Genomic DNA, 24,533 nt, shown 5'->3' with positions numbered 1-24,533 from the left:
CTAAAATTAAAATGCGTCAAGAATCAAATGCGCCTTGGCGTATTTGCGCCCAGATTTTTAGGCCCACACGATGTGGGTCACAAAGACGTTGCCACAGGTCGTGGCGTTCTTAGTCTTTGATCTTATGCTCGAAAAACTACCTTTAAAAATCCGAGGCATCCGCCGGAGGCTTAACTTTATTCAGTAGTGACTTTCTGATGAATAAGGTTAAAGCAAAGCATCTACCACTAATTTTACCAGAAAATCCAATAAAAATTTCTACTGCTTTCGAAATATTTCAGCAATTAAAATCAGACAAAGCCTCTTTAGGTAGATTCTAATAAAAAAATTGGCTCGGAGTCTACCAAGCCATGACCCCGAGCCGTAAATCATACAATCTATTTAAACTAATTATTTGCTTCCATCTCCCGTGCTTCCATTTCCTCTTTCGTATAAATCACCCGCATCGGATTGCCGCCAACGAAGGCACCAGCTGGCACATCTTTATGAACGAGCGTACCGGCGGACACGATCGCATCATCACCAATGATCACACCTGGCAAAATCGTTGAGTTGGCCCCAATCATGACCCCACTGCCGATCTGTACTTCCCCTAGTCGATACTCTTTAATTAAGTATTCATGAGCAAGAATCGTTGTATTGTAGCCAATGACTGTGTTGTTCCCGACTTTAATTTTTTCAGGAAACATAACATCCAGCATAACCATTAAGGCAAACGATGTACTTTGTCCGACCTCCATATGTAAAAAAGTCCGGTAAAGCCAATTTTTCAACGGCAGAAACGGCGTGTACCGGGCGAGCTGAATGACAACGAAATTTTTGACAACCTTCCAAAAAGGAACGGTTTTGTACACATGCCATAAGGAATTTGCCTCTGTCACACTGAAACGCGTTGTCCTTCTGCTCACCTTTCGAAGCCTCCGAGGATATCGAGTAAATCAGACATGTTTTCAAGCACATAATCAGGATGAAAACTTTCTATATATTCACGGCCCTTTATCGCCCATGCCACACCGGCTGTGAGTGTCCCAGTGTTTTTTCCGCCTTCAATATCATGATTATTATCGCCGACCATAATTGCATTTTCCGGCTTTGAACCAAGCTGCTCCAACGCTTTTAAAAGCGGCTCTGGATCTGGTTTGGCATGGGTGACATCATCTAACGTGATAACGACATCAAAAAACTGATCAAGCTTTGTAAGCTTCAAACCCATCTCAACTGTATATCGCTTTTTCGTTGTCACAATCGCAAGCTTATAGCCTTTTTCATGAAGGGTTTTAATCGTATCATAAACACCATCAAACTCCGTCACTAGTTCATCGTGCCTCTTGTGATTATAATCCCGATAAAACTGTGCCATTTCCTCCGCCTTTGCTGAATCAAGCTTGTTAAAGCTATCCATAAGCGGCGGCCCCATAAACTGGAGAACGTCCTCTTTTTGATATTGACCGGGAAAATAATGCTCAAGTGTATGCATGAAAGAAGAAATAATTAATTCATTTGTATTGATCAATGTTCCATCTAAATCAAATAATAGTGTATCAATTTTCATAAGTTGCTTCCTTTCTACTAGTTACCTCGACCCGTCTCCAAACAATGGAAACAATCATCGTTAGTAAGATAGCTACTGTTAAACGGATGAGCAATAGCGGCCAAATCGGAATTCCAAGTGGTGCAAAAAGTAATGTGTCCTCAATAACGGCATGGCATGATACTAAAAAGAGTAAGGCCAAATACAAATCCTTTTTGGAAACGCCGTCCTCTTTTGCTGCCTGAATCATCACTCCTGCACCATAAGCAAGTCCGAATACAATGCCAGCAGCTAATGTTGTAGATGTATTTTCTTTCATTCCTAATAGTTTTAAAAATGGCGCCATCCAATTTGAAAAACGGTCGATCCATTTAAAATCCTTTAAAAATTGAATCATAATCATCAATGGGATAACGATCATAGCTAATTGCAAAATGCCAAGCGATGCTTTTTCAAGCCCTTGTAATAAAATGGGTCCGAAGCCGCTGACTTGCTCGTTTGCTGTATTGGAAACGAAACCGTATTGAGCGATCTCATTGCCGCCGTGCCAAACAAGATTAATAATAATCCCTGATGCTACGGCAAGAAAAATCCTTACGGCTACCACAACCCAAAGCTTTACACCAACCTTGGCAGCAACCGTTGATTCAATGATCAAGTTGTGGGCGAACGATGTCATAATCGCTAAAATAAACACTTCTTTAACTGTTAACTCCATCGTTAAAATCGCGCCGATGGCCGCATATAAGTTAAGAACGTTCCCCAAAACTAATGGGATGGCCGCATCCCCTGATAATCCTAGTACACCCATAAAAGGTTCAATCAAGTTGACAATCCAAGGTAAAACAGGCGTATATTGCAGCAACGTAACGAGTAATGTAATTGGAAAAATGATTTTACCTAAAATCCAGGTTGTCTTTAAGCCAACCGCCAAACCCTTTTTTATCGTGTTCAATGATGCTCTCCCCTAAAATGCTTAATATGTTTTTCCCTGACGGTTTTCCTGGTCTAAATAGCGTACCTTCGCATAGCCTTTGGAACGGCGATACCACCAAGCCACTACCGCAATAACGATCAAAACGATGGAAATAAACTGCGCCATTCGAAGGCTTTCTGTTAACATTAAACTGTCTGTTCGCAAACCTTCGACAAAGAAACGACCGATGGAATACCAAATCAGATAACTTAAAAAGATTTCTCCACGCTTTAAATTCACTTTTCTTAGTGATATTAAAACGACAAATCCAAGTAAACTCCAAAGCGACTCATATAGAAACGTCGGATGATAGTAGACCCCTTCAATATACATTTGATCGATAATAAATTTCGGCAGATGCAACCCTTCTAAAAACGAACGCGTCACTTCCCCACCATGGGCTTCTTGGTTCATAAAATTTCCCCAACGACCGATCGCTTGAGCAAGGATAATACTTGGCGCCGCAATATCCGCAAGCTGCCAAAATGATAATCCACGCTTTTTAGCAAAAACATAGCCTGTAATGAAGGCACCAATCAAACCACCATGAATGGCCAGACCGCCTTCCCATATTTTTATAATTTCTCCTGGATGCTGTGAATAATAACCCCATTGAAAAATAACATAGTAAGCCCGCGCTGATAATATCGCAATTGGAATGGCATATAATACAATATCCATAAATGTTTCTTTCGGTAACCCTCTTCGGATGCTTTCTCGTTGGGCGATCCATAACCCAATCATTGCACCAACAGCAATGATCACGCCGTACCAGTATATCGTTAATGGTCCTATTGCTAAAAACACACGATCAAGATGCTGGATTTCAGATTCCATTGTTTCACTCCCTTTAATCAAATGCGCCTTGGCGTATTTGCGCCCAGATTTTTTTCGAGCTTGCTCGAAAAACTACCACTGAAAATCTGTGGCATCCGCCGGAGGCATTAACTTTATTCAGTTCTACTGAATAAAGTTAAATATCATCATGTTCCCCTTCTTCAATTACATCGGTTAAACGGTTGGAAAATTGCTCAGCCGCATTAACGCCCATTCGCTTCAACCGGAAATTCATCGCCGCCACCTCTATGATAACAGCTAAGTTCCGTCCAGGGCGTACCGGTACAGTGAGCTTTTGAATATGGGCATCAATTATTTTTATTTTTTCTTCATCTAGACCAAGTCTGTCATAAACCTTTGTTGGGTCCCATAATTCGAGATTAATGACTAAGCTAATTTTTTTATAATTACGAACGGCTCCTGCCCCGAATAAGGTCATTACATTAATAATGCCAAGACCACGGATTTCCAGTAAATGTTTAATCAATTCTGGTGAACTTCCAATTAACGTATCTTGATCCTCTTGACGAATTTCAACACAGTCGTCGGCAATCAAACGATGGCCGCGCTTTACGAGCTCCAACGCCGTTTCACTTTTACCGACACCACTTTTTCCTGTTATCAACACACCTACCCCATAAACATCGACTAATACACCATGAATGGCGGTAGTCGGCGCCAATAGACTTTCAAGGTAATTGGTGAGGTGGCTTGATAAACGCGTTGTTTTATAATGGGAACGAATCACGGGCACATCATTTTCCGTCGCCGCCTCAATAAGCTCAAGCGGAGGCTCCTGACCTCGCGAAATAATGATCCCTGGCGTCATATCAGTACATATTTGCTCCATTCGTTCTCGACGTACTTCTGGATCTAAATCATAAAAAAAGGACAGCTCGGTTCTTCCTAGCAATTGGAGACGCTCAGCGGGGTAAAAATCAAAAAAGCCTGCCAGTTCAATTCCAGGTCGGTACAAATCACTAGTCGTAATCGGACGGTTAATCCCATCTTCCCCACAAATCAGCTCAAATTTAAATTTATCAATAACATCTTTCGTGCGCACTTTTACCATATAAAGCTTCCTCCACAATCCGTTCATACTATTTTTTTATTTTAGCATTTTTTTAGGTAAACACGAAATTTATTGTTGTGTGGGGCGGGAATTTTGCGGAAGAAGTTCGTTTTTTGCGATGGTGGGATGCTTTACCCGGAAATTCAGGGAACTTACCCGGAAATTCGCATTTTATAAAAAAAGACGCCGCTACCCTGGACGGTAGCAACGTTTCACTTTACTTCAGATAGGGGGATCGTGAGGAAAATAGGCTTATAAATCCGCATTTTCCTGACGCTATTCCAGATCGATTCCGTTATCGGTCATCCTTCCTACTAAGCGGCTCAATGACGACCTTTTGAATAAGCAGATTCAAAATTGAGATAAAAATAGCTGCCATAACTGCCGCACCAAATCCATCAATCTCAAAAGCCGAGCCCATGATACTGTCGGCCATCATCAAAGTAATCGCATTGATGACAAAGAGGAAGAGCCCAAATGTTAAAACGGTAACGGGTAGAGTCAACAGAATTAATATCGGCTTCACAATCGCATTCAACACCGAAATGATTAAACTAGTTAGGACGGCGGCACCGACACCTTCAATATAAAAAGAATCAAAGTACCCAGCTACCACGATCAGGACTAAGCTGTTAACAAGTATTTGGGCAAGCCATCTCATCCTTCAATCACGCCATCATCGTATGGAATAACAAAAATTAAAATTAAATAAATAAGCGCAAATGGAAATACTACTGTTCCAATTAAAAGGAGGATAAATAACACACGTAATATTGTTGGATCGATTCCAAAATATTGTCCTAACCCTCCTAGTATGCCCGCTACCTTTTTATTCGAGCGCGACCTATATAACCTTTTACTCATCACCATGCATCCTTTCATTTTTTCAAAATTTGAATTCAGTGCTTATAAATTTTTCACTAAAATCGAACCAGCATTGGAGCTTGCTTCAATATATAGTTTGTCTGTTTTGCCACTGTTGGCGATGAAATTCAACTCTTTTTGAATCACATCTTTTTTCTCATCCAAAATTTCTAAATCTGTCAGTTCGCATTTGAAGCCGCCGATATTGGATTTAATTTTTCCTTTTACCTCAAGATCTGTTGGTAAAAATAAATCGATACTTCCCGTTTTAGTGTTCAAATAAACAATCTTGCTCTTTGAATCTTGCAGTTTACAAATAATATTGCTGCTGAAGCTTTGTAAATCGACTTTTTCAAAAGCACCGTGAACATTGATCGTGCCGTTGATTGTTTCCGCCTCGATTTCTTGTGAAAAGCTGTCTACTATTTTTATATGCCCGTTTGCTGTTTCAAATTCAAAATCTTGTCCTTGTAAACGAGAAAAATCAATATTTCCATTTGCGGTATTTACTTTTAGCTTGTTCGCTTGAAGCCCTTCCCCGGTAACATGTCCATTAAACATTCGAATTTGCATTTCATTGTACACAGCTTTTGGAATGTAAAGCACCGTACTCATTTTAATTTGTTTCGGTTCAACTGAAAATTTCATGCTTTCGCCATCAATGGAGAAGCGGACACTTTTTAAGAAATAGGTTTTGGCGTCATCAAACGAATCAGATTTATAAACCTTCGCATTGCACTCGATCCGAACGTCCCGCTCCTCCCAAGGAATAATTTTAATATTTCCATTTGAAATATCTAAATTGATATTCGATAAATACACATCTTTATGTTGAAAAATATGATTCACTTCCACGGGTGTTCCAAAGTTGAAATCGAGATCAACATCTTTAATCTTTTGCAAAGCACTATCGATAAAATCAGTAAATTTGTCTATAAACGAATGGCGTTTATAACCTTTTTGTTCCCCGCTTGCGCTTGAATAATTTGAATCATAGTTTACGAAAGTGGATGGCTCAAAACTTGTTTCTGGTTCCTGTTTTGTTTGGTTTGCGCCACTTCCATTATTCGGTTCCGGATCCTGCTTCGTTTTTTCCATTGCTTCCATTAATTTAAGAGCTTCCTCTACTGTTATTTTTCCTGACTCTACCATTTGTAAAATTTGTTTGCGTTCTTCATTCATCGTACATTCCTCCATTTAAGTTTGATAAAGTTAAATAAACGTTTAATTAACTAACACTTTAATACCTTTCACAACATTCCAAATTAAAATCCCTAGATTAATCACTCCGATAATTAAAAATGTCATGATGCCGCCAACCGCCAATAATGTTGGTTCTCCCCCTGTGAAAATAAGTGGGAAAAACACGAGCGGAATCGTAATAAATGGGATCAAATGTGATATTAAAGCCTTTTTGGCGTGCATTTTAACTTCTGGGCAGTCTACAATAAAGTAAACGGCAATTGGAAAAATAAAACCCGCAAAGAAAATACTGAAATAACAAAGTGAGGACACCAATCGATTTGTTTCCATTGGAATTTCATCTCCTTTTCGATTCTATAAAATATACGAATTTAAAACTATTTAGTTTCGCCAAATCCTTAAATTATTACAAAATCAGTCTTAAGACGGAGAAGGGTGGATTCTTGGAGAAGAGTAGACATCATTAGCTATCAATATAATAGCAATAAAATAGCATGGCCAAACTTTGTGTAAGTAAGCCATGCTGCGAATTCATTAACAGTATTGGTTAATGGTTAAACTATATTTTTATATTTGCTATTGAAAACGGTGGTTTTATTTCTTCCTGTTGTTTTTGACTCGTAAAGAGCTTCGTCGGCCCTACTAATTATTTCTTCAGGTGCTTGGTCTTCAAACGATACCGACGTTACCCCTAAAGAAATGGTGATCGGTTTTCCCGTTGGGCTTGGCGTTCTTGCCACATCAATCCTTAACTTCTCAGCCACATCAAAGGCAATATTCGCATTTTCACTTTTAGTTAAAATTACAAATTCCTCGCCTCCATAGCGAAAGAAGCAAATTTTACATGGAGTGGCAATACTTTCAATCATTTTTGCCAAGTATTTTAATACTTCGTCCCCGACAAGATGCCCATAGGTGTCGTTGACCTTTTTGAAGTGGTCGATATCAAGAAGGATAAGTGAAAATGGCACTTTTTTTGCAATAAATTCTTTCATAACGGAATCAAATGTTTTTCGATTATATAAGCCTGTCAGTCCATCAATTTGAATTTGTTTATTTAAAAGATTGAAATAATTGTTAATATGATGGTACAGATAGTGAACCTCAAAAATACTAGTATTTATTTTTAAACTTTTAAAAGGAACGAAGCTATTTTCACGCAGGGCATTTTCGGAAAACTTCGCGAGTTTATTTATTGGTCTAGTGATCATACTTCCAAGCACCCAAGCTAAAATAAGAATGACTAATAGCAGCGGCAGGCTTTGGATAATCATGCTTTTAGATAAGCTTTCAAGCGGCTCCTCAATGACTGAAATCGGAGTCTGCGAAATGATTCCCCAACCGGTCTTTTTTTCATAAGCATACCCGGCAAAAAATTGATTCCCTTCCGTGTTCATTACTTTTTCCTGCCCACTTTTACCGCTGATCACTTTCTCGACAATTGGATTTTCCATAACATTGTCATTGATTCGCTTAGCATCCGGATGAAAAATAATTCGCCCTTTCTGATCAACGACATATACGTATGAACCGTTTGCGTATTGATGATCGTTCATCGTATTTTTAATAACATTATCACTTTCCAGATAAATCGTGCCGGCAATCAGCCCTTTGTATTGACCTGCTTCGTCAAAGATGGGCGCTGTCATGAGCAAGATCCGTTGGCCTGATAACGCCTTATATGGTTCAGAAATCAGTGGCTTTTTCAGGGTCAATGAGCGCTGAACAGCTTCAGATTCAACCTTAATATTGGCCTTCACCTCGTAGCCCTTATTAAATTGAATAACAGCAGGGCTTATTAATTGAATCACTCCATTTGAATCGGTAATGAATAAGGAATTGAAATATTTATTATTTGCTGCCCGCCACGCGTCCAAATCAGCTTGATTATAGGTCGACTTACCAAAGGTTTCACCGATTGCAGTTAAATTTTGCTGCATATGCCCGATTAGGTCACCTGTACTTAATGAAAGCTTGCGGGCGTAATTGGAATTGCTTTCTAAATAATTTTCTGTCAAAGATCTTTTTAACGCACTCATCGACGAGTACCAAGCAACAATGGCAGTCAGGATTACCGACATAAGCACTAGAATGCCAATGGCATAGCGAAGCTTTATTTTGTTTCCAAAACCCATACTTTTTTCTACTTCCAATCTATTTAAATCTGATATTGATATTTTTTAAAATAACGAATATCATCATACCAAAATTATACACCTTATCCAACTGTATTTTTATAAATATTTCGAAAATAGGAAAAACTTGTAACTTCTTTAAAAAAACCTGTTGTATGAATTTTAAAAAACACCAGAAAGGTTGGTGGCCTCTCTGATGTTTTTATTAGGTAGACTTTAGTTTTTCGTTACGATTTTGCTTCCAGCATTTGCAGGCGCTCTTCCATTCTTGCCCGGTCCCGCTCAATCACAGGTTTTAAGAACTTTCCTGTATAAGAAGCTTCGACTTCACAAATTTTTTCAGGGGTTCCGGTTGCGACAATCGTGCCCCCCTTGTCCCCGCCTTCAGGACCTAAATCAATTATGAAATCGGCTGTTTTAATGACATCTAAGTTGTGCTCAATGACGAGGACCGTATCGCCATTTTCCACAAGGCGCTGCAGTACCTTCAACAATCTTGCAATATCATCCACATGCAAGCCTGTTGTTGGTTCGTCTAGGATATATAGAGAACGGCCGGTTGAACGGCGGTGAAGCTCTGATGCCAGCTTCACACGCTGGGCTTCCCCACCGGATAAGGTTGTGGCCGGTTGTCCGAGCTTAACATAGCCAAGGCCAACATCGGCGATCGTCTGCAGCTTTCTTTTGATTTTTGGTAGATTTGTAAAAAATTCTAAAGCATCATCCACCGTCATATCTAATACATCTGAAATATTTTTATCCTTATATTTAACCTCTAATGTTTCTCGATTATAGCGTTTTCCGCTACAAACTTCACATGGGACATACACGTCTGGTAAAAAATGCATTTCAATTTTAATGATTCCATCACCACGGCAAGCTTCACAACGTCCACCTTTGACGTTGAAGCTGAATCGGCCCTTTTGATAGCCGCGAATCTTGGCTTCATTTGTTTGCGCGAAGACATCACGAATGTCATCAAAAACTCCTGTGTAGGTTGCCGGGTTTGAGCGCGGCGTGCGGCCAATTGGTGACTGGTCAATATCAATGACTTTATCTAATGCCTCGATGCCTTTCATTTCTTTATGCTCACCCGGTTTAACCTTAGCCCTATTTAATTGGTGGGCTAGTGATTTATAGATAATCTCATTGACAAGGGTACTTTTCCCTGACCCGGAAACACCGGTCACACAAGCGAATGTACCAAGCGGAATTTTTACCGAGACATTTTTCAAGTTGTTTTCTTTTGCTTTTACAACTTCAAGGAAATTTCCGTTCCCTTTGCTGCGTTCGACTGGCAATGGGATGAATTTTTTTCCGGATAGGTATTGTCCTGTAAGGGAGTTTGGATCGGCCATAACTTCCTCCGGCGTCCCCATCGCGGTCACTTCCCCGCCGTGAACACCAGCACCTGGACCGATATCGATTAAATAATCCGCAGCAGCCATCGTGTCCTCGTCATGCTCAACAACGATGAGTGTATTGCCGATATCGCGCATATCCTTTAACGTTTGGATCAGCCTGTTATTATCGCGCTGGTGCAGACCGATGGATGGTTCATCCAAAATATAAAGCACGCCTGTCAACCTTGAACCAATCTGCGTTGCCAACCTAATACGCTGTGCTTCCCCACCTGATAGAGTCCCCGCTGTGCGTGACAGTGTTAAATAATCCAAGCCAACATTAACTAAAAATCCTAGACGTTCGTTGATTTCTCTTAAAACAAGTCTAGCAATATTCATTTCTTTTTCCGAAAGCTGAATCGTTGCGAAAAATTGGTGGGCTTCCTCAACCGAATAATTTGTAATTTCACCAATGTTTTTTCCATCAATTAATACAGCAAGAGATTCTTTTTTCAGACGATGCCCTTTACAAGTCGGACAAGGCTTATGCGCCATGTATTGCTCCATTTGCTCACGGGTCCATTCCGATGAGGTTTCGTGGTAACGGCGCTCCACATTGCGAACGACGCCTTCAAATTCAATTTGTTTTTCCATCGTTTGACCAAAATCCGTTTCATAGCGGAATAGGATTTTTTCTCCATCGCTGCCATAGAGAATTTTATCAAAAAGATGTTTCGGAATATCTTTCACTGGAATTTCCATGTCAATGCCGTAATGCTCACAAACGCTTTTCAGCATCTGCGGGTAGTACTGTGAACTCGTTGGCTCCCAAGGTGCGAGCGCATGCCCAAGCAAAGTCTTATCCCAGTGCGGAATGACTGCATCGAGGTCAACCTCAAGCTTCATTCCTAAACCGTCACAGCTTGGGCAGGCCCCAAATGGGTTGTTAAATGAAAACATTCTTGGCTCAAGCTCGCCAATCGAAAAGCCGCATTCAGGACAGGCATAATGCTCGCTGAATTGGAGTTCTTCCTGGTCAATCACATCGACGATAACGTAGCCATCCCCAAGCTTTAACGCTGCTTCGATCGAATCAGCTAAACGTGAAGTGATGCCTTCCTTCACAACAACACGGTCGATAACCACTTCAATCGAATGCTTTTTATTTTTTTCAAGCTTGATTTCATCGCTGACTTCCATCATTTCTCCGTCTACACGGACACGTACATAGCCTTGTTTTTTGATATTTTCAAATATCTTTACATGCTCGCCTTTTTTCCCTCTGACAAGCGGTGCCAGGATTTGCAGCTTCGTCCGTTCAGGAAACTCAAGAACACGGTCAACCATTTGCTGAATCGTTTGTGATTGAATTTCGATGCCATGGTTTGGACAAACCGGATGGCCAACCCGGGCATACATTAAACGTATATAATCATAGATTTCCGTAACCGTTCCGACGGTTGAACGCGGGTTATTACTCGTTGTTTTTTGATCAATCGAAATCGCCGGTGATAATCCTTCAATGGTATCCACATCCGGCTTATCCATCTGCCCTAAAAATTGGCGGGCATAGGCAGATAAGGATTCAACATAACGGCGCTGGCCTTCCGCATAAATCGTATCAAAGGCCAACGACGATTTCCCCGAGCCCGACAACCCTGTTAGGACAACAAGTTTATCACGCGGAATGGTGATATCAATATTTTTCAAATTATGTGTACGGGCACCTTTTATTACTATATTTTCAACTGCCATGGGGTAGGGCTCCTTTCTTTCAATTAAAACTGACTAAACTGCATTACCTCTCAGCCTTCAATTCCAACAATAAATCACGAAGCTCGGCAGCACGTTCGAAATCGAGTGCTTTTGCCGCTTCCTTCATTTCTTTTTCAACATTCATAATTAACTTTTCACGTTCCTGCTTGGACAGCTTAGCTTTTGGTTTTTCAGCCACATATGTTTCCTGCTCTTCAGCAGCCATTGTGGCACGGATGACATCACGGATTTCTTTTTGAATCGTTCTTGGTGTAATGCCATGCTTTTCATTAAATTCTTCTTGAATGGTTCGGCGCCGTTTTGTTTCATCCAGCGCAATTCGCATTGAGTTTGTTATTTTATCAGCATACATAATTACGTGCCCATTGGCATTACGTGCCGCCCGGCCGATTGTCTGAATTAATGAACGTTCGGAGCGCAGGAAGCCTTCTTTGTCCGCATCTAAAATGGCAACGAGCGAAACCTCTGGTATATCGAGCCCTTCCCGAAGTAGGTTGATGCCGATTAACACATCATATTTTCCAAGACGGAGATCCCGAATAATCTCAATTCGTTCCAGCGTTTTAATTTCAGAATGCAGATAAGCAACTTTAATGCCAATGTCTTTTAAATAATCCGTTAAATCTTCGGACATTTTTTTCGTTAACGTCGTCACAAGGACGCGCTCATTTTTTTCAACCCTTGCATTGATTTCTCCAATTAAATCATCAATTTGACCTTCGATTGGACGGACATCAATTTCTGGATCAAGAAGTCCGGTTGGGCGAATGATTTGTTGGATCACCTCTGGCGTATGCTCTTGCTCATATGGGCCAGGAGTTGCTGATACAAATATGGCTTGGTGCAGCGCTTTTTCAAATTCATCGAACATTAATGGACGGTTGTCCAAGGCGGTTGGCAGACGGAAGCCGTGGTCGACCAACACTTGTTTACGTGCCCTGTCACCGTTGTACATGCCACGAACCTGCGGAAGGGTAACATGTGATTCATCCACGATGAGTAGGAAGTCCTTTGGAAAATAATCAAACAATGTATATGGAGTTGATCCCGGAGGCCTTAACGTTAAGTGCAGCGAGTAGTTCTCGATTCCTGAACAAAAACCCATTTCCCTCATCATTTCGAGGTCATAACGGGTGCGCTGCTCCAACCTTTGAGCCTCCAGAAGTTTATTATTTTCACGAAGCTCCGTTAATCTTTCTTCAAGTTCTGCTTCAATTCTCTCAATCGCAATTTTCATTTTTTCCTCACGTGTAACGAAGTGGGAAGCCGGGAAAATCGCAACATGCTCACGGTCACCGAGAATTTCGCCAGTAAGCGCATCAACTTCACGAATACGGTCAATTTCGTCACCAAAAAACTCCACACGAATACAGTGCTCATCCCGTGATGCCGGAAAAATCTCAACAACATCACCACGAACACGGAATGTCCCGCGCTGGAAATTAATATCATTTCTTGAGTATTGCACATCAACCAAGTCGCGAAGTAGCTGATCCCGTTCTTTTTCCATTCCTACCCTGAGCGAAACAACTAAGTCACGATATTCTTCCGGCGAACCCAAGCCGTAAATACACGAAACACTAGCCACGATAATGACATCATTCCGTTCAAAAAGTGAAGATGTTGCCGAGTGGCGCAGCTTATCAATCTCATCATTGATGCTGGCATCCTTTTCGATATAGGTATCGGTGTGTGGTACATATGCTTCAGGCTGGAAGTAATCGTAGTAACTCACAAAATACTCAACAGCATTGTTTGGGAAAAATTCCTTAAACTCACTGTAGAGCTGACCCGCTAATGTTTTATTGTGAGCCAGGATTAGCGTTGGTTTGTTGATTTCCTTGATAACATTCGAAACCGTAAATGTTTTTCCAGTTCCCGTTGCACCAAGCAAGGTTTGATACTTTTTCCCCTGTCTAACACCTTCTACCAACTTCGCAATCGCTTGCGGCTGATCTCCTTCTGGCTTATATTTCGACTTGAGATCAAATACATTATTTTGCACTGGTAAATTACCTCCGTTCAAGCATGAGATTTATATATCGGTATTGTTCCGTAGTTTGCTATGTATATATCCCGTTCGTCTACTAATTTGTGTACTTATTGTAACATACGTGTATATGAAATATCCAATTTTAACGAACGAATATTCGTTGATTTTAGTAATTCATTCCTGAGTTTTGAAGTTTATCCACGTATTGCGGCAGTTTATTCGATGAAATGAACCCTATTGCTGCTCATCTAACAATATTTCCAATATTAAGGATAAACAAGGCGCTTTGCACACACCGCCACAGACAAAAATAAAAGCATGGGGCAATTGCGTTACTCCATGCTTAGCGATCGTATTTTCTTTTATTGGTGTTTTTTAATTTTTTCATCATTCTGGCTGAAACGAGAAAGCCGGCGATGACGGAAACGATCCAAGTGGCTGTGACAAACGATGGCTCTCCATATCCTTTAAAAATAGCAAATATAATTCCAATAGTTAATAGGGTGCTAATGTAATGATTAAAGGTGACTCTTGTTAAGAAAATAATCATTAAAAAGGGTGCCAGTACAGCAAGTATAACTTTTGTCATGTAGGTAAAGATCCCCTTCCAGGTCATTCGAAACTAACAAAATGCAATAGCAGGTGTAGTCTCAATTTTCAAATTATCATAATAATTCTCGAATAACAAGTTTGATTACCTTTTCCATTAACAATAGTTGCCTCCCCGTTACCACTCTAGGAAATATATTTAATTATATTAGTAGCAGGTAAGGGCTTGTCAAAATAGAAGCCTTGCACTTCATCACAATGATTTGATTTTAAAAAATTATATTGTTCGATTGTTTCCACACCTTCCGCAACCACTGTCATCTCCAAATTATGAGCCAATTGAATCATCGCTTTTACAATCGTTTGATCGTCTTTATTTGCTAACATGTCTTGTAAAAAAGACCGGTCAATTTTCAAGCGATCCAATGGTAACAGTTTCAAATAACTTAACGAAGAATAATGGACCCCAAAGTCATCCATTGAAATCTGAACACCAATCGATTTTAGCCTCTTAATATTTTTCAAAGCAATTTCAGGGTCGTCCATGATTACTCTTTCCGTGAGTTCAATTTCCAGATAGGAAGGGTCAATACCTGTTTCCTTTAAAATGGACCTTACAATATTCAAAAAATTTTTTTGCTGAAACTGCAGCATCGATAGGTTTACGGCAATTTTTACAGGCTTCAATCCTTGGGCTTGCCATTCTTTTAATTGAAGACAGGCTTGATATAACACCCACTGATCAATATGAACAATCATTCCTGTTTCTTCAGCTAATGGAATAAAGCAGTTGGGTGAAATCATCCCATGCTTTGGATGGTCCCATCTAATTAACGCCTCAAATCCATTTACCTTTTCAGTTTTACACGAGAATTTCGGCTGATAATATAATAAAAGCTCATCATTTTCAATTGCTTTTCGCAAATCACTGGCAAGAATCAATCTCTCTATCGACTTTTTCATATAACTCTTTTGAAAAAATTTATAAGTATTCTTGCCTTCCTGCTTTGCATGATACATCGCTGAATCGGCATATTTTATAAGAGTGTCGCCATCATCCCCATCATTCGGATACAGGCTAATCCCAACACTCGTTGTAATAAACAATTCAAACCCATGAAGTGTAAACGGTTTCGAAAAACTATCCATGATTCGATTCATAATGCTGATACATTCGAACTTATTTTGTAAATTATAAAGGATGATCGCAAATTCATCGCCGCCATACCGAGTCACGACTCCTTTATTTTGTAGCCTTTCCCTCAAACGGTTGGCTGCAGCGATCAACAACTCATCGCCTACACTATGTCCTAGCGTATCATTAATATCTTTAAAGTGATCTAAATCTAAAAAAATCACTGCACATAGTTTATCCTTACCGTCAGTCCTTTGAATCACTTGATTCAATTCATAATAAAAATATTTCCGATTCGGAAGTTTTGTTAAATCATCATGATACGCTTGGAATTTTAGTTTTTCCTCAAGCTTTTTCCGTTCCGTAATATCGATAAAAATAGAGACGTAATTTTTTATTTTACCATTGTTATTTTTTATCGCCTTGATCGTGATTTCTTCGAGAAAGAGTTCTCCATCCTTTCTTTTATTCCAGATCTCACCTCTCCAAAAACCTTTTTTGTTGAGACTACGCCACATTTCCTTGTAAAAATGTTTTTCATGGATCCCCGAACTTAGGATGCTAGGATTTTTACCGATCACATCATCCTCGCTATATCCCGTTAATTCGGTAAAGGCTGGATTAATTAATTGTATTTTATTTCTTGCATCCGTCACGCTTATGGCATAAATCATATTTTCATATACATCAACCAATAATTCTTTTTTAAGCTCGATAGTAGTTTCCTTATTTAACATGTTACCCACCCCTTTGCAGTAGAGTACACTTAAGACCAAACTTCTTTTTATACTTTTTCTATAAAAATATTCTTTTTCCTTTAATTTTGTGTAATTTTCCACTTTACAGCACGGCCATATTGTTTTGGAGCCACGGGGTCTGACTCACTAGCCCAAAACTATCTGGCCCCCAAAAAAAGGCATTTTTCCTCGTAAATATATCCATACATTCCTTGCTTGTCAGAATAAACTGTTAGGGAAATTAGACAAGGAGATGATATTTTGTGGTAAGAAAAGAATATGATGACTTAGGAAATCAGAATTTCGTAAGTGTATCAAATAGGAATGACAATTTTGATCTAAATGATGAGTTCAATGATGAATTTGAATTAGGTTCCGAGGTGCAAAATCAAATGATGGGTAGGAGTGGTAAAAATCCTATGACTGCCCGAAATGCAAATAGAGGTTTCAGTACATCCACCTGCCAACAACTTGCAAATATTATCGGAGGCGAGGTTATTACATCTACCCCAGTCTGTTTAGTTCAGCGACTCCGAAATATCAATGCTACAATTTTAGGTCGCCGAACACGCTCCCCACTTGCACTTCCATTTGCACTCTCCTTTGAAAATAATCGAAATGGCAGAACTCTAAATCTTGGTGAAACGGTTATCCTTCAAAAAGAAATTAACCCCTTTTTATCAGCATTGCGTAGCAGAGGTATTATAGTAACGGCCGTCCATAACCACTGGCTTTTCGATGAACCACGTTTAATGTATATGCATTGGGAAAATGTTGGGGACCCGTTTGTTTTTGCTAGAGAAAGTTTTGCAGCAGCAAGGGAAGCTGGACTTTTTAATTAATATCCAATAATATGCAAAAAAACAGGCTAATAGACTCGGTTTTTCGCTTATACGAATAATAGTGAGCGGAATACATTGAATTAAACCATTAAGAAAGGGGGGATAATTATGGATTCAAAAGAATACGATAGCACTGGAAATCAAAGCTTTTTCCGTTCCTCAAAAAGGCAGAGAAATAATCAAAGAAATACTCAAAGAAATAATCAAATAAATGATCAAAGAAATGATCAAAGAAATGATCAAAATGTAGATGTAGACGTTGAATTTGAGAATGATAACGAATTTAGGAATACTACTGATTTTCGAAATCGTTCTAATTCAACTGCAGATTCTGAAGCAGATGTTAGAAATACAGACAAAAACACAAATATCGCACGAGTCATGAATTCCGGAAATTCCACGGTAAATGTTACCTTAAATAGCAAAAGCAAAGCTAGGGTAAGAACAGATCAAGAAGCTGATCAAGATAATGATCAAGACCAACAGTTCGAAATTGATATAAAACCAAAATAAAGATAGTGGGATTTCTCCCACTATCTCTTTAAAAGGTATGAATAGAGTTTAAAAGGAAAGATGTTTTTATGCAAGAAGAATCTATGAATATAAATTTAGAGTCAGATGAACAAAAAGTGATTCATATCCGCAATTCGAACTCAACTGAAGTAGGTCAAAGCGGTAATTCCGATGTAGATTTAAAAATAGATGTGCATGTTGATACTACGGCCATTGGGTACGCGATTTTATGCTCCCTTCTAGCAACAAAACAAATGGACAATGATGAATTTAATAAGGCTGTTCGTAAGTTAGAGGAAATGACACGTAAAACCTTTTTCGGAAAAGATGTAAACGATCCATCCAATGTAAAGCTTTTTAATAAAAAAACAATATAGAGAATCAGTACATTATGGGGCCATTATGTACTGGTTCTCTTTTTAAGTAAACATCGTACCTTTTGGTATTTTTCATAATCATCCAGAAAAAATGAGAGGATGATATTCAGTTTATTCCAATCTAGAAAGCGGCTTGTACTTTAGATATTGAACCCATAAGCATTACTTTTTTAGTCATATTAATTAAAATTCTGAATCCTCTGCATTTGAAAAAAAGGAAGCACCCAACATCAGTGCTTCCAAGAGGTGTCAAGTGGAGGAATGTGGATTTTTAAGCAGGACTTAATAACCCCCGTGAACAAAAGCTGTTCCAACAATTATCAATAAAATGAAAAGCACCACAATTAATGCAAAATTGGTGCCCATTCCGCCGCCATAAGATTGACCCATAAGTATCACCACCTTTGTAGAAGTTACTATAGTTTATGAATAACTCGTCTTATTCGAAATGGACAAGTGTGGAAATTATTTTAGACATTAAGATCATTTTAAATTAATAGAAAGTAACCAGCGCCTTCTTCCATTAGTCAAATATGGAATTTTAATACCTATCAAGTGTTTGTCCATGTCAATCCAATTTAGTAAACATAGATTATGATTAAGGATCGCTTTTGCGGTTTCCTGATAATCCATAGGAGGTGAACGCCTACTTCTAACTGATATTACATTTTAGGAAGGAGGGGTGAAATGCATAATTTAGTTATGAGACATAGAGGCCAAGCTGTTGAGGTCATAGAGCGTAATGGAAGAGTTCATAGAGGAATCATTGAAGGAGTGGATCCACGGGGAGGAATGTTTATTCGTTCAGGTTTTCGAAGAAGATTTATTCCCTTCTTTTTAATTGCTGCAATTTTCCTTTTAAGCCGGAGACGACGCATTTTCTAAGGATGGCATAACAGCTGCATTCAAATTGTTTTGTCAATTCAAAAAGCCAATGCTGCCTATGAGGCAAATTGCATTGGCTTTCCTTAGTTCATAATGAACTACTCGCTTATTTAGTACTAAACGGACACCCGAATTAGAAAAACCATTCGGGATAATTATGAAAAATCACACCTGTTATTTTTCATAATTATCCGGAATGACTTGTTGCTCTAACGGCGTTTTCAAAGCATCTTTTTTCATAATTCTCCGGAATGAATTAACCCAGATGTAAAATTTAAGTCGTTTTTTCATAATTGTCCGGAAAAAATTCCTTTCATAAAAAATCGTTTGGCAACTTCAAGTTATAAGGCGTTATTGTACATTGAGATTACTATTTAAATTCCACAGTATATTCTTGAATGAATAACTCCGGTTCAAGTTTAAACATTTTTAACAATCCCGCAGCAGTATTTAAATCATAATTCGACTGTGCTACTTGGCTTGCAAATTCTCTTAATCGACCTCGCAACAGTTCTAGCTTCTGAGTATTTATTATTCTGATACGAGAATCAGGACTTGCTGCGTGTTCAAATTTGGTGTTAGGATGAATCATAATAGGTGTAAATGAATTAATGGCTGGATATGTTTCCTCAAACCAAACAATTGAGCCGTTAAGCTGATTACAATAATCTTTACAGATGGTACTAGAAGTAGCTTCATTTTTACATTCTATAACAAAACAAATGTTATCTATACTTGCCCATAAATTATCTGGACCTTTCCTATATTCGTTTTCTGGTCTTTGAGAGATAAAACCTAAATGTTCCCCTAAATCCTTTATTGCTTGTTCAAAAACATTAGCAGAAAATTCCTCAAAATGAAGTTTATCAATCAAAGCATTAAAGCTTAATAAATATTCATTTGTATCACTATAATGATCAATATTAAATTGACAAAGTTTGTTAACTTGCGGTATATTGTCAAACTGCATTTTCTGATATACTATGCCATTTACTGGGTGAAGCAATTGACTATTATTCTTTTTCGCAGACATTAAAGTCTGTTGTGCAGAAACTTGATTTATAAAGTTTTCATATTTAGCATATTTATACTTTAAAAATCCTTTAAGGTTGCTATTGGATGTAGAATTGATAAGTTTTTGAATTTTCTCCATCGCACCTTTGTAATCCCTATTCTTAGCATCATTAAAAGCTTCTCTTTGTTTTACAATAACTTCATTGAATGAATTTTTGGTGTTATATTTTAATTTCAAAATTGTAGCCTTACTTAATTTTACCCATTCTGGATTTCTATTTAAACAATTTGAAATTGCACTATCAATTTCCTTAATTGTAGCTCCTTTTAGTTGTCTGTCTAAGCTCTTGGATAAATTGAGTTGCATTTGAGTTGCTTCAGTAAACATCTCTTTTGCTTCATTTGAATAGAGGAATTGCACCAAAGAATTGCCCATTAAAAACACAACACAGTAATCTTCTTTTGATCTAATTCCTCGCCCCATTCCTTGCTCTATTCTTTGAATAGTGTCCTTTAAAACCTCCCTACTTCCTCTTAAAGCAATTTGTTCGTATTTCTCAAACTCACTTCTAACATCAGGCATTCCATCAATGACCAAAACCTCACATGCTGATTTTGGTAAATCAATCCCATCATATTTGTTAATTAACACAACAAGGCCAACGTGTTGATTTTTTAACTTTTCTATGGTACTTATCATGTCTGTTTGATTTGAGACTATAAAATCTGCAACGTCTTTCCAACATTTGGACCTATTTGAAGATGGAACTAATACCACGACATTAATCTTAGTAGAAAGATACTTATAGTATTGTTTTAATTCATCTTCTGTTATATTTGGATTCAATTCTTGCGGTATTACAATCATTCTTTCCCCGATATCATTTGCATTTCCCGGTGTTATGCAATTTTCAATTTGATTCTTATCTATATCAAAATGGGATACTAATATTGAGTCATCTTCTATTGTAGCGCTCATAAATATTCTGTGTGGACATTCATTAAAACTAGGAATTATATCAATAGGTAGAAAATCTAAATTAATTATTAATTCTTCCCCTGTGATAATACATTCAGCAAGTTCCAAATTATCTTTCAATAATGGCCAGTTAAAAAATAAGCTTTTGTTTGCCTCACTATTATCATTACGTTTTTCATGAAGTATACTTATAACTTTTGAATAATTATTATTCCACTCCCAAAATGGAATTAACTGCTGAGAGTTCTTGTCACCATCTTTAATCTCAAGATATCTACTTTCAGATTGCTCTTTTATGCAATCACTAAATATAGTTAAAAATTTATCATAAATATCATTTGTTCTTGGTATATTAATAGAAAATTGAGACTTTGCAACTTTCATACAAGCATGTGCATCGTCTATCACCATACAACCAATAGGCTTTTTAATTTCGCCAATCCCAAAAACAGTTCTGCCATTTATAATTTTGTGCATGTTTGTCACTAAAATACTCTCTCCATTTAAAAATTCGTTAGCAGTACTGTCTTTTGTTATACTAATCCCTAGTTCAATAGCTTCCTTAATAATTTGTTCAATCAAATAGTTATCCGGAACTATATATATTGCTGGGCCTTTTCCTTCATTTAAGTACGATTGCAAGATAAGTAATCCAACAACAGTTTTCCCACTACCCGTATTCATTTTAATTACAGTATTTGGATTATCTCTATATTCTTCATTAAACCACGTATCGAGTACCCTTTGTTGAGCTGGTCTTAGTAATTCTTCATATTTTTCATGCTTTTCGGGTAGCAAATCGAAAATTTCAATTGGATTAACAACTTCACTACTTAGGGTATCTTCTAATAGTTTATTAAAATCTAACATAATTGAAACCTCCTAAAATCAGTTGGAATATCTTTTTCTTTTATAAACCATAAATTCCCACTTGTTCTAGTACAAGCTACATAAAATTTACATAGAGTTTGAGGTGCTAACTCACTTAATTCATTCTTATCGAATTTTTTATAGGTAGTATCATTTAATACTATACAAACATGATCAAATGTCATCCCTTTGGAATTACCCCAATTATCCCCATTTACGTCAAATTTTTTTGAATTCTTATAGAAAAGCTTTTTTATTTTATTATTTTCAAGCATATGCTTAATTGCGTCACTATCTGTTATTAACCCTATCTCTGAAGTTCTATTATTCTCCGATTCTATATCTATCCCTATTTTTTCTTTTATAAAACTACAAACAGTTGGTGTACATCTATGACTATTTTTTAGTGTAGTTGTATCAAAATCAAATCCTGCTTTTTCAATTAATTTTTTATATGTTGAAAAATCTTTATATAGGTTTTTTAAATGATTTCCACGCCTACTAGAAGCAAATGTTGATTGAAAAAAATCTCCTACTAATATTACCGGAATTTTCAAATCTGACAAAGATAACATCCATTTAAAATCATCTGAAGCTAAATCTTGCATTTCATCAATATAAATCACATCAAAATACCTGTCCATCCTAGTTTTAAAATCAAATAGATTTTCCAGTATGTATTTAGCCATTTTATTTGCGAATATCTTTTTTTTATTTTTTGTAAATGGATTTTGATATCTGTAATTTTGAGGTATTTCAAAACATATATCTTTAACAGCAAATGGACATAGTGGTTTAATAATAAACTTTAATAAAAACTCAAAATACCCATATATAAATATATTGGATGGTATATATCCAAATTTTTTAATTACTTTTTCCTTTAGATTTTCTTGATTAGCTGTCGTATATGTAATAATTAAACTTCTTTTAGTTTCATTTAATTGTTCAATTATATAACTTGTTTTTCCAGAGCCTGCTACTGCATTGAGAACTAATTTGTTATTTACTCCGTTATCCATTTAATCGCTTCCTCAATATAAGAAGGTATCTTAAATTCACTTAAATTTGTTTCCGGACTTTCATTTGTAAACAAGCATAATAGTCGAAAAGCTGCCTCCGCCTTATTATTTAACATATATGATTGGACACCATTGTTCATATTTGCATTTGCTAAAAAAGTATCTATAAACGATTTGTTATATTCGTATAAACTTACTTCGAATGTATGTTTTGAGTTATCTTCATCTGCGAAAATTTTTACTTGGTCTGAGATGAAATCAACATAGTTTTCACTTATATTTTTTTTATAATCATGGTCGTTATCTGTAATGACCGCAACTTTCTTCTTCAATAATCTAGCTATTTCTAAATATCTTTTAAAGGTCTTACCGCCACAAGAGATAATTGTTATATCTTCATTATAAGGCTCTGTCATTTTTATATAATTATAAAACTCATTTAATGATATGTATTCAGCATCTCCCTCTACCAAAATTGCTCGTTTTGAAAGAATAAAATTTAAAACGTTGTTATCTGGAGCCGTTTCTATTTCCAGTTCTCCTAATTTTGTAATGCCTTTTTCACTAAAAAATACAGCATTCTTTAAATCTAGTCTAGAAACAATCATATTACTATGTGTAGCGATAAATGTTTGTTTTTCATCACCTGCAGCAATAATTCTATCAATCAATTTATTCATATTTAGATAGCTTAAATGATTTTCTGGTTCTTCAATTAGCACAATCTTTGAATCTTCAGAAGAATTGGTAAGCAAAAATTCAGTATTAATAAAGATTTTTTCTCCTTGTCCTAAATTTTCGATATGTATACCTGCTTTTTCTACAGTAATATTGTCTTGAAAACTATTTTCATTTTGTGTATTTAGTTTAATCTTTAAATCATCTGTCATTTCCAAAGCAAACTCTGTATATAGATTATCTGAAAATTGTTGTGTTATATTCCTATATTTATTATTAATTTTATATCTTAAAGAACGATCTGTTTTACTTTCATATATACGATTAATATAATCTTTCATCGCATAATTTGAATTTACTTTCGAGCTATCTAAATATGAATACTTTATAAAATCTGGGTACTTTCTAAAACTACTATATGACCGATCTGAAAAGGTACTAAATTCAACATTGTAGTATTCAAATGGAAAAATATTTGTACTTTCAAGTGACTCTTTTATTAAATCAGAAAGTTCTTCATTTGGAAAAATTCGCATCTTTAAGCCGTTCTTTTCAATACCTAAAGAATTCTTCTTTCCATTTATTTCATGATTATTCACATCATTATTTATAAACAATTCAACTTCAACTAAAGGCAACTCACTAAACTTTTTTTCACTATTCATAAAATCTTTTATAGCATCCACATTAAATAGTGTTTGTAGACCTAATTTTTCTATTACAGAATAGCTACCACTTAATACACAGGATATAGCTAATAATACAGAAGATTTCCCTACACCGTTTTCTCCAATTAAGATATTTCTACCATTGTTAAAGGCTATTATTTGTTCTTTAAACTTTTTAAAATTATGTAATCTTATTGCCTCTATCAAATTGTTCACCCCAATTTATTGTTGGACAATCACTATCAACATCTATAATAAACTAAAGTTACAGAATTAGACATATTATTTAAAATTTGTAAATATTTATTCAAAAATATGTTATTACGATTTAAAAATAAGAACATGTTTTGAAATTAATCAAAACATGCTCTGTGGGTGACTTTCAAAATGAATCGACTTTAGCTTTTAGTAATAAACTGAATAATTATACTGACTAAAATTGGGGATAATATTTTTTCTAATTTTTATACTTTAAACATCAGTTTCAATTTAGAAAAGATGTATTAAACTAAATTGAGCGTCTATGGCAAGGTC

The 24,533-nt window shown here is 36.8% G+C and carries 22 protein-coding genes; 4 read left to right on the top strand and 18 right to left on the bottom strand.

All coding sequences use genetic code 11. The features are described 5' to 3' along the window. Positions 1-386: 386 nt before the first annotated feature. From P9E47_RS00985 to P9E47_RS00920, 14 genes are all read right to left on the bottom strand, one after another. Complete coding sequence (locus tag P9E47_RS00985) at positions 387-908, bottom strand: acyltransferase (RefSeq protein WP_003330764.1); 522 nt, start codon at positions 906-908, stop codon at positions 387-389. Beyond that, positions 905-1,552: a pyrophosphatase PpaX gene (gene ppaX / locus P9E47_RS00980; RefSeq protein WP_003330763.1), complete on the bottom strand. Its 648-nt coding sequence runs from the start codon at positions 1,550-1,552 to the stop codon at positions 905-907. The genes P9E47_RS00985 and ppaX overlap by 4 nt, the downstream gene beginning before the upstream one ends. Then, positions 1,542-2,486, bottom strand: coding sequence for a nucleoside recognition domain-containing protein (locus tag P9E47_RS00975; RefSeq protein ID WP_326162297.1), 945 nt, complete (start codon positions 2,484-2,486; stop codon positions 1,542-1,544). The genes ppaX and P9E47_RS00975 overlap by 11 nt, the downstream gene beginning before the upstream one ends. Before the next feature lie 21 nt (positions 2,487-2,507). Continuing rightward, positions 2,508-3,344: a prolipoprotein diacylglyceryl transferase gene (gene lgt, locus P9E47_RS00970; protein ID WP_003330761.1), complete on the bottom strand. Its 837-nt coding sequence runs from the start codon at positions 3,342-3,344 to the stop codon at positions 2,508-2,510. A gap of 136 nt (positions 3,345-3,480) precedes the next feature. Continuing rightward, positions 3,481-4,416, bottom strand: a complete 936-nt coding sequence (gene hprK / locus P9E47_RS00965) for an HPr(Ser) kinase/phosphatase (RefSeq protein WP_326153755.1) — start codon at positions 4,414-4,416, stop codon at positions 3,481-3,483. 295 nt (positions 4,417-4,711) lie between these two features. Then, positions 4,712-5,077, bottom strand: a complete 366-nt coding sequence (locus P9E47_RS00960; protein WP_003330759.1) for a phage holin family protein — start codon at positions 5,075-5,077, stop codon at positions 4,712-4,714. Then, positions 5,074-5,280 (bottom strand): PspC domain-containing protein, encoded by a 207-nt coding sequence (locus P9E47_RS00955; RefSeq protein WP_003330758.1) that lies wholly within the window; start codon positions 5,278-5,280, stop codon positions 5,074-5,076. Before P9E47_RS00955 ends, P9E47_RS00960 begins: the two co-directional genes overlap by 4 nt. 42 nt (positions 5,281-5,322) lie before the next feature. Beyond that, on the bottom strand, positions 5,323-6,462 hold the full coding sequence (locus P9E47_RS00950) for a DUF4097 family beta strand repeat-containing protein (protein WP_003330756.1): 1,140 nt from the start codon (positions 6,460-6,462) through the stop codon (positions 5,323-5,325). A gap of 42 nt (positions 6,463-6,504) precedes the next feature. After that, positions 6,505-6,813 carry a DUF4870 domain-containing protein gene (locus tag P9E47_RS00945; protein WP_003330755.1) on the bottom strand — a complete coding sequence of 103 codons (309 nt, stop codon included), beginning with the start codon at positions 6,811-6,813 and terminating at the stop codon, positions 6,505-6,507. Positions 6,814-7,037: 224 nt separating this feature from the next. Further along, complete coding sequence (locus P9E47_RS00940) at positions 7,038-8,618, bottom strand: sensor domain-containing diguanylate cyclase (RefSeq protein ID WP_326162295.1); 1,581 nt, start codon at positions 8,616-8,618, stop codon at positions 7,038-7,040. Positions 8,619-8,845: 227 nt separating this feature from the next. After that, complete coding sequence (uvrA, locus tag P9E47_RS00935; protein ID WP_326162294.1) at positions 8,846-11,716, bottom strand: excinuclease ABC subunit UvrA; 2,871 nt, start codon at positions 11,714-11,716, stop codon at positions 8,846-8,848. A gap of 43 nt (positions 11,717-11,759) precedes the next feature. Continuing rightward, complete coding sequence (gene uvrB, locus P9E47_RS00930; protein ID WP_003330752.1) at positions 11,760-13,742, bottom strand: excinuclease ABC subunit UvrB; 1,983 nt, start codon at positions 13,740-13,742, stop codon at positions 11,760-11,762. Between the two features lie 331 nt (positions 13,743-14,073). Further along, positions 14,074-14,319: a DUF2198 family protein gene (locus P9E47_RS00925; protein ID WP_003330751.1), complete on the bottom strand. Its 246-nt coding sequence runs from the start codon at positions 14,317-14,319 to the stop codon at positions 14,074-14,076. Positions 14,320-14,465: 146 nt separating this feature from the next. Beyond that, the gene (locus P9E47_RS00920; protein WP_326162293.1) at positions 14,466-16,151 is read right to left on the bottom strand and encodes a putative bifunctional diguanylate cyclase/phosphodiesterase; all 1,686 of its coding nucleotides are present in this window, start codon (positions 16,149-16,151) and stop codon (positions 14,466-14,468) included. A gap of 263 nt (positions 16,152-16,414) precedes the next feature. Between P9E47_RS00920 and P9E47_RS00915 the strand changes: the two genes are divergently transcribed. The 3 genes from P9E47_RS00915 (at position 16,415) to P9E47_RS00905 (ending at position 17,883) form a co-directional block, all read left to right on the top strand. Next, the gene (locus P9E47_RS00915) at positions 16,415-16,993 is read left to right on the top strand and encodes a DUF1259 domain-containing protein (RefSeq protein ID WP_003330748.1); all 579 of its coding nucleotides are present in this window, start codon (positions 16,415-16,417) and stop codon (positions 16,991-16,993) included. Positions 16,994-17,101: 108 nt separating this feature from the next. Continuing rightward, positions 17,102-17,506, top strand: a complete 405-nt coding sequence (locus P9E47_RS00910) for a hypothetical protein (protein WP_326162291.1) — start codon at positions 17,102-17,104, stop codon at positions 17,504-17,506. A 68-nt stretch (positions 17,507-17,574) separates the two neighbouring features. Further along, entirely contained in the window at positions 17,575-17,883 is a 309-nt protein-coding gene (locus P9E47_RS00905; protein ID WP_003330745.1) for a hypothetical protein, read from the top strand. Between the two features lie 282 nt (positions 17,884-18,165). On the opposite strand, the gene P9E47_RS00900 is transcribed toward P9E47_RS00905, so the two are convergent. Further along, complete coding sequence (locus P9E47_RS00900) at positions 18,166-18,249, bottom strand: YjcZ family sporulation protein (RefSeq protein ID WP_407697156.1); 84 nt, start codon at positions 18,247-18,249, stop codon at positions 18,166-18,168. Positions 18,250-18,570: 321 nt separating this feature from the next. Between P9E47_RS00900 and P9E47_RS00895 the strand changes: the two genes are divergently transcribed. Continuing rightward, complete coding sequence (locus P9E47_RS00895; protein ID WP_003330744.1) at positions 18,571-18,768, top strand: hypothetical protein; 198 nt, start codon at positions 18,571-18,573, stop codon at positions 18,766-18,768. Positions 18,769-19,138: 370 nt separating this feature from the next. Here the strand turns inward: P9E47_RS00895 and P9E47_RS00890 are convergent, their stop codons facing one another. From P9E47_RS00890 to P9E47_RS00880, 3 genes are read right to left on the bottom strand one after another with little or no spacing between them, the layout of a single operon-like run. Then, positions 19,139-21,631, bottom strand: coding sequence for a DEAD/DEAH box helicase (locus P9E47_RS00890; RefSeq protein WP_326162290.1), 2,493 nt, complete (start codon positions 21,629-21,631; stop codon positions 19,139-19,141). Further along, positions 21,625-22,653 carry a hypothetical protein gene (locus P9E47_RS00885; RefSeq protein ID WP_326162289.1) on the bottom strand — a complete coding sequence of 343 codons (1,029 nt, stop codon included), beginning with the start codon at positions 22,651-22,653 and terminating at the stop codon, positions 21,625-21,627. The genes P9E47_RS00890 and P9E47_RS00885 overlap by 7 nt, the downstream gene beginning before the upstream one ends. Continuing rightward, on the bottom strand, positions 22,638-24,206 hold the full coding sequence (locus P9E47_RS00880) for an ATP-dependent nuclease (protein ID WP_326162287.1): 1,569 nt from the start codon (positions 24,204-24,206) through the stop codon (positions 22,638-22,640). The genes P9E47_RS00885 and P9E47_RS00880 overlap by 16 nt, the downstream gene beginning before the upstream one ends. Between the last annotated feature and the right edge of the window lie 327 nt (positions 24,207-24,533).

The organism is Schinkia azotoformans, assembly GCF_035811335.1.
GTDB lineage: Bacteria > Bacillota > Bacilli > Bacillales > Bacillaceae_J > Schinkia > Schinkia azotoformans.
Note: the sequence above shows the minus strand (reverse complement) of the source record. Positions and strands in the feature narration are given on the sequence as shown.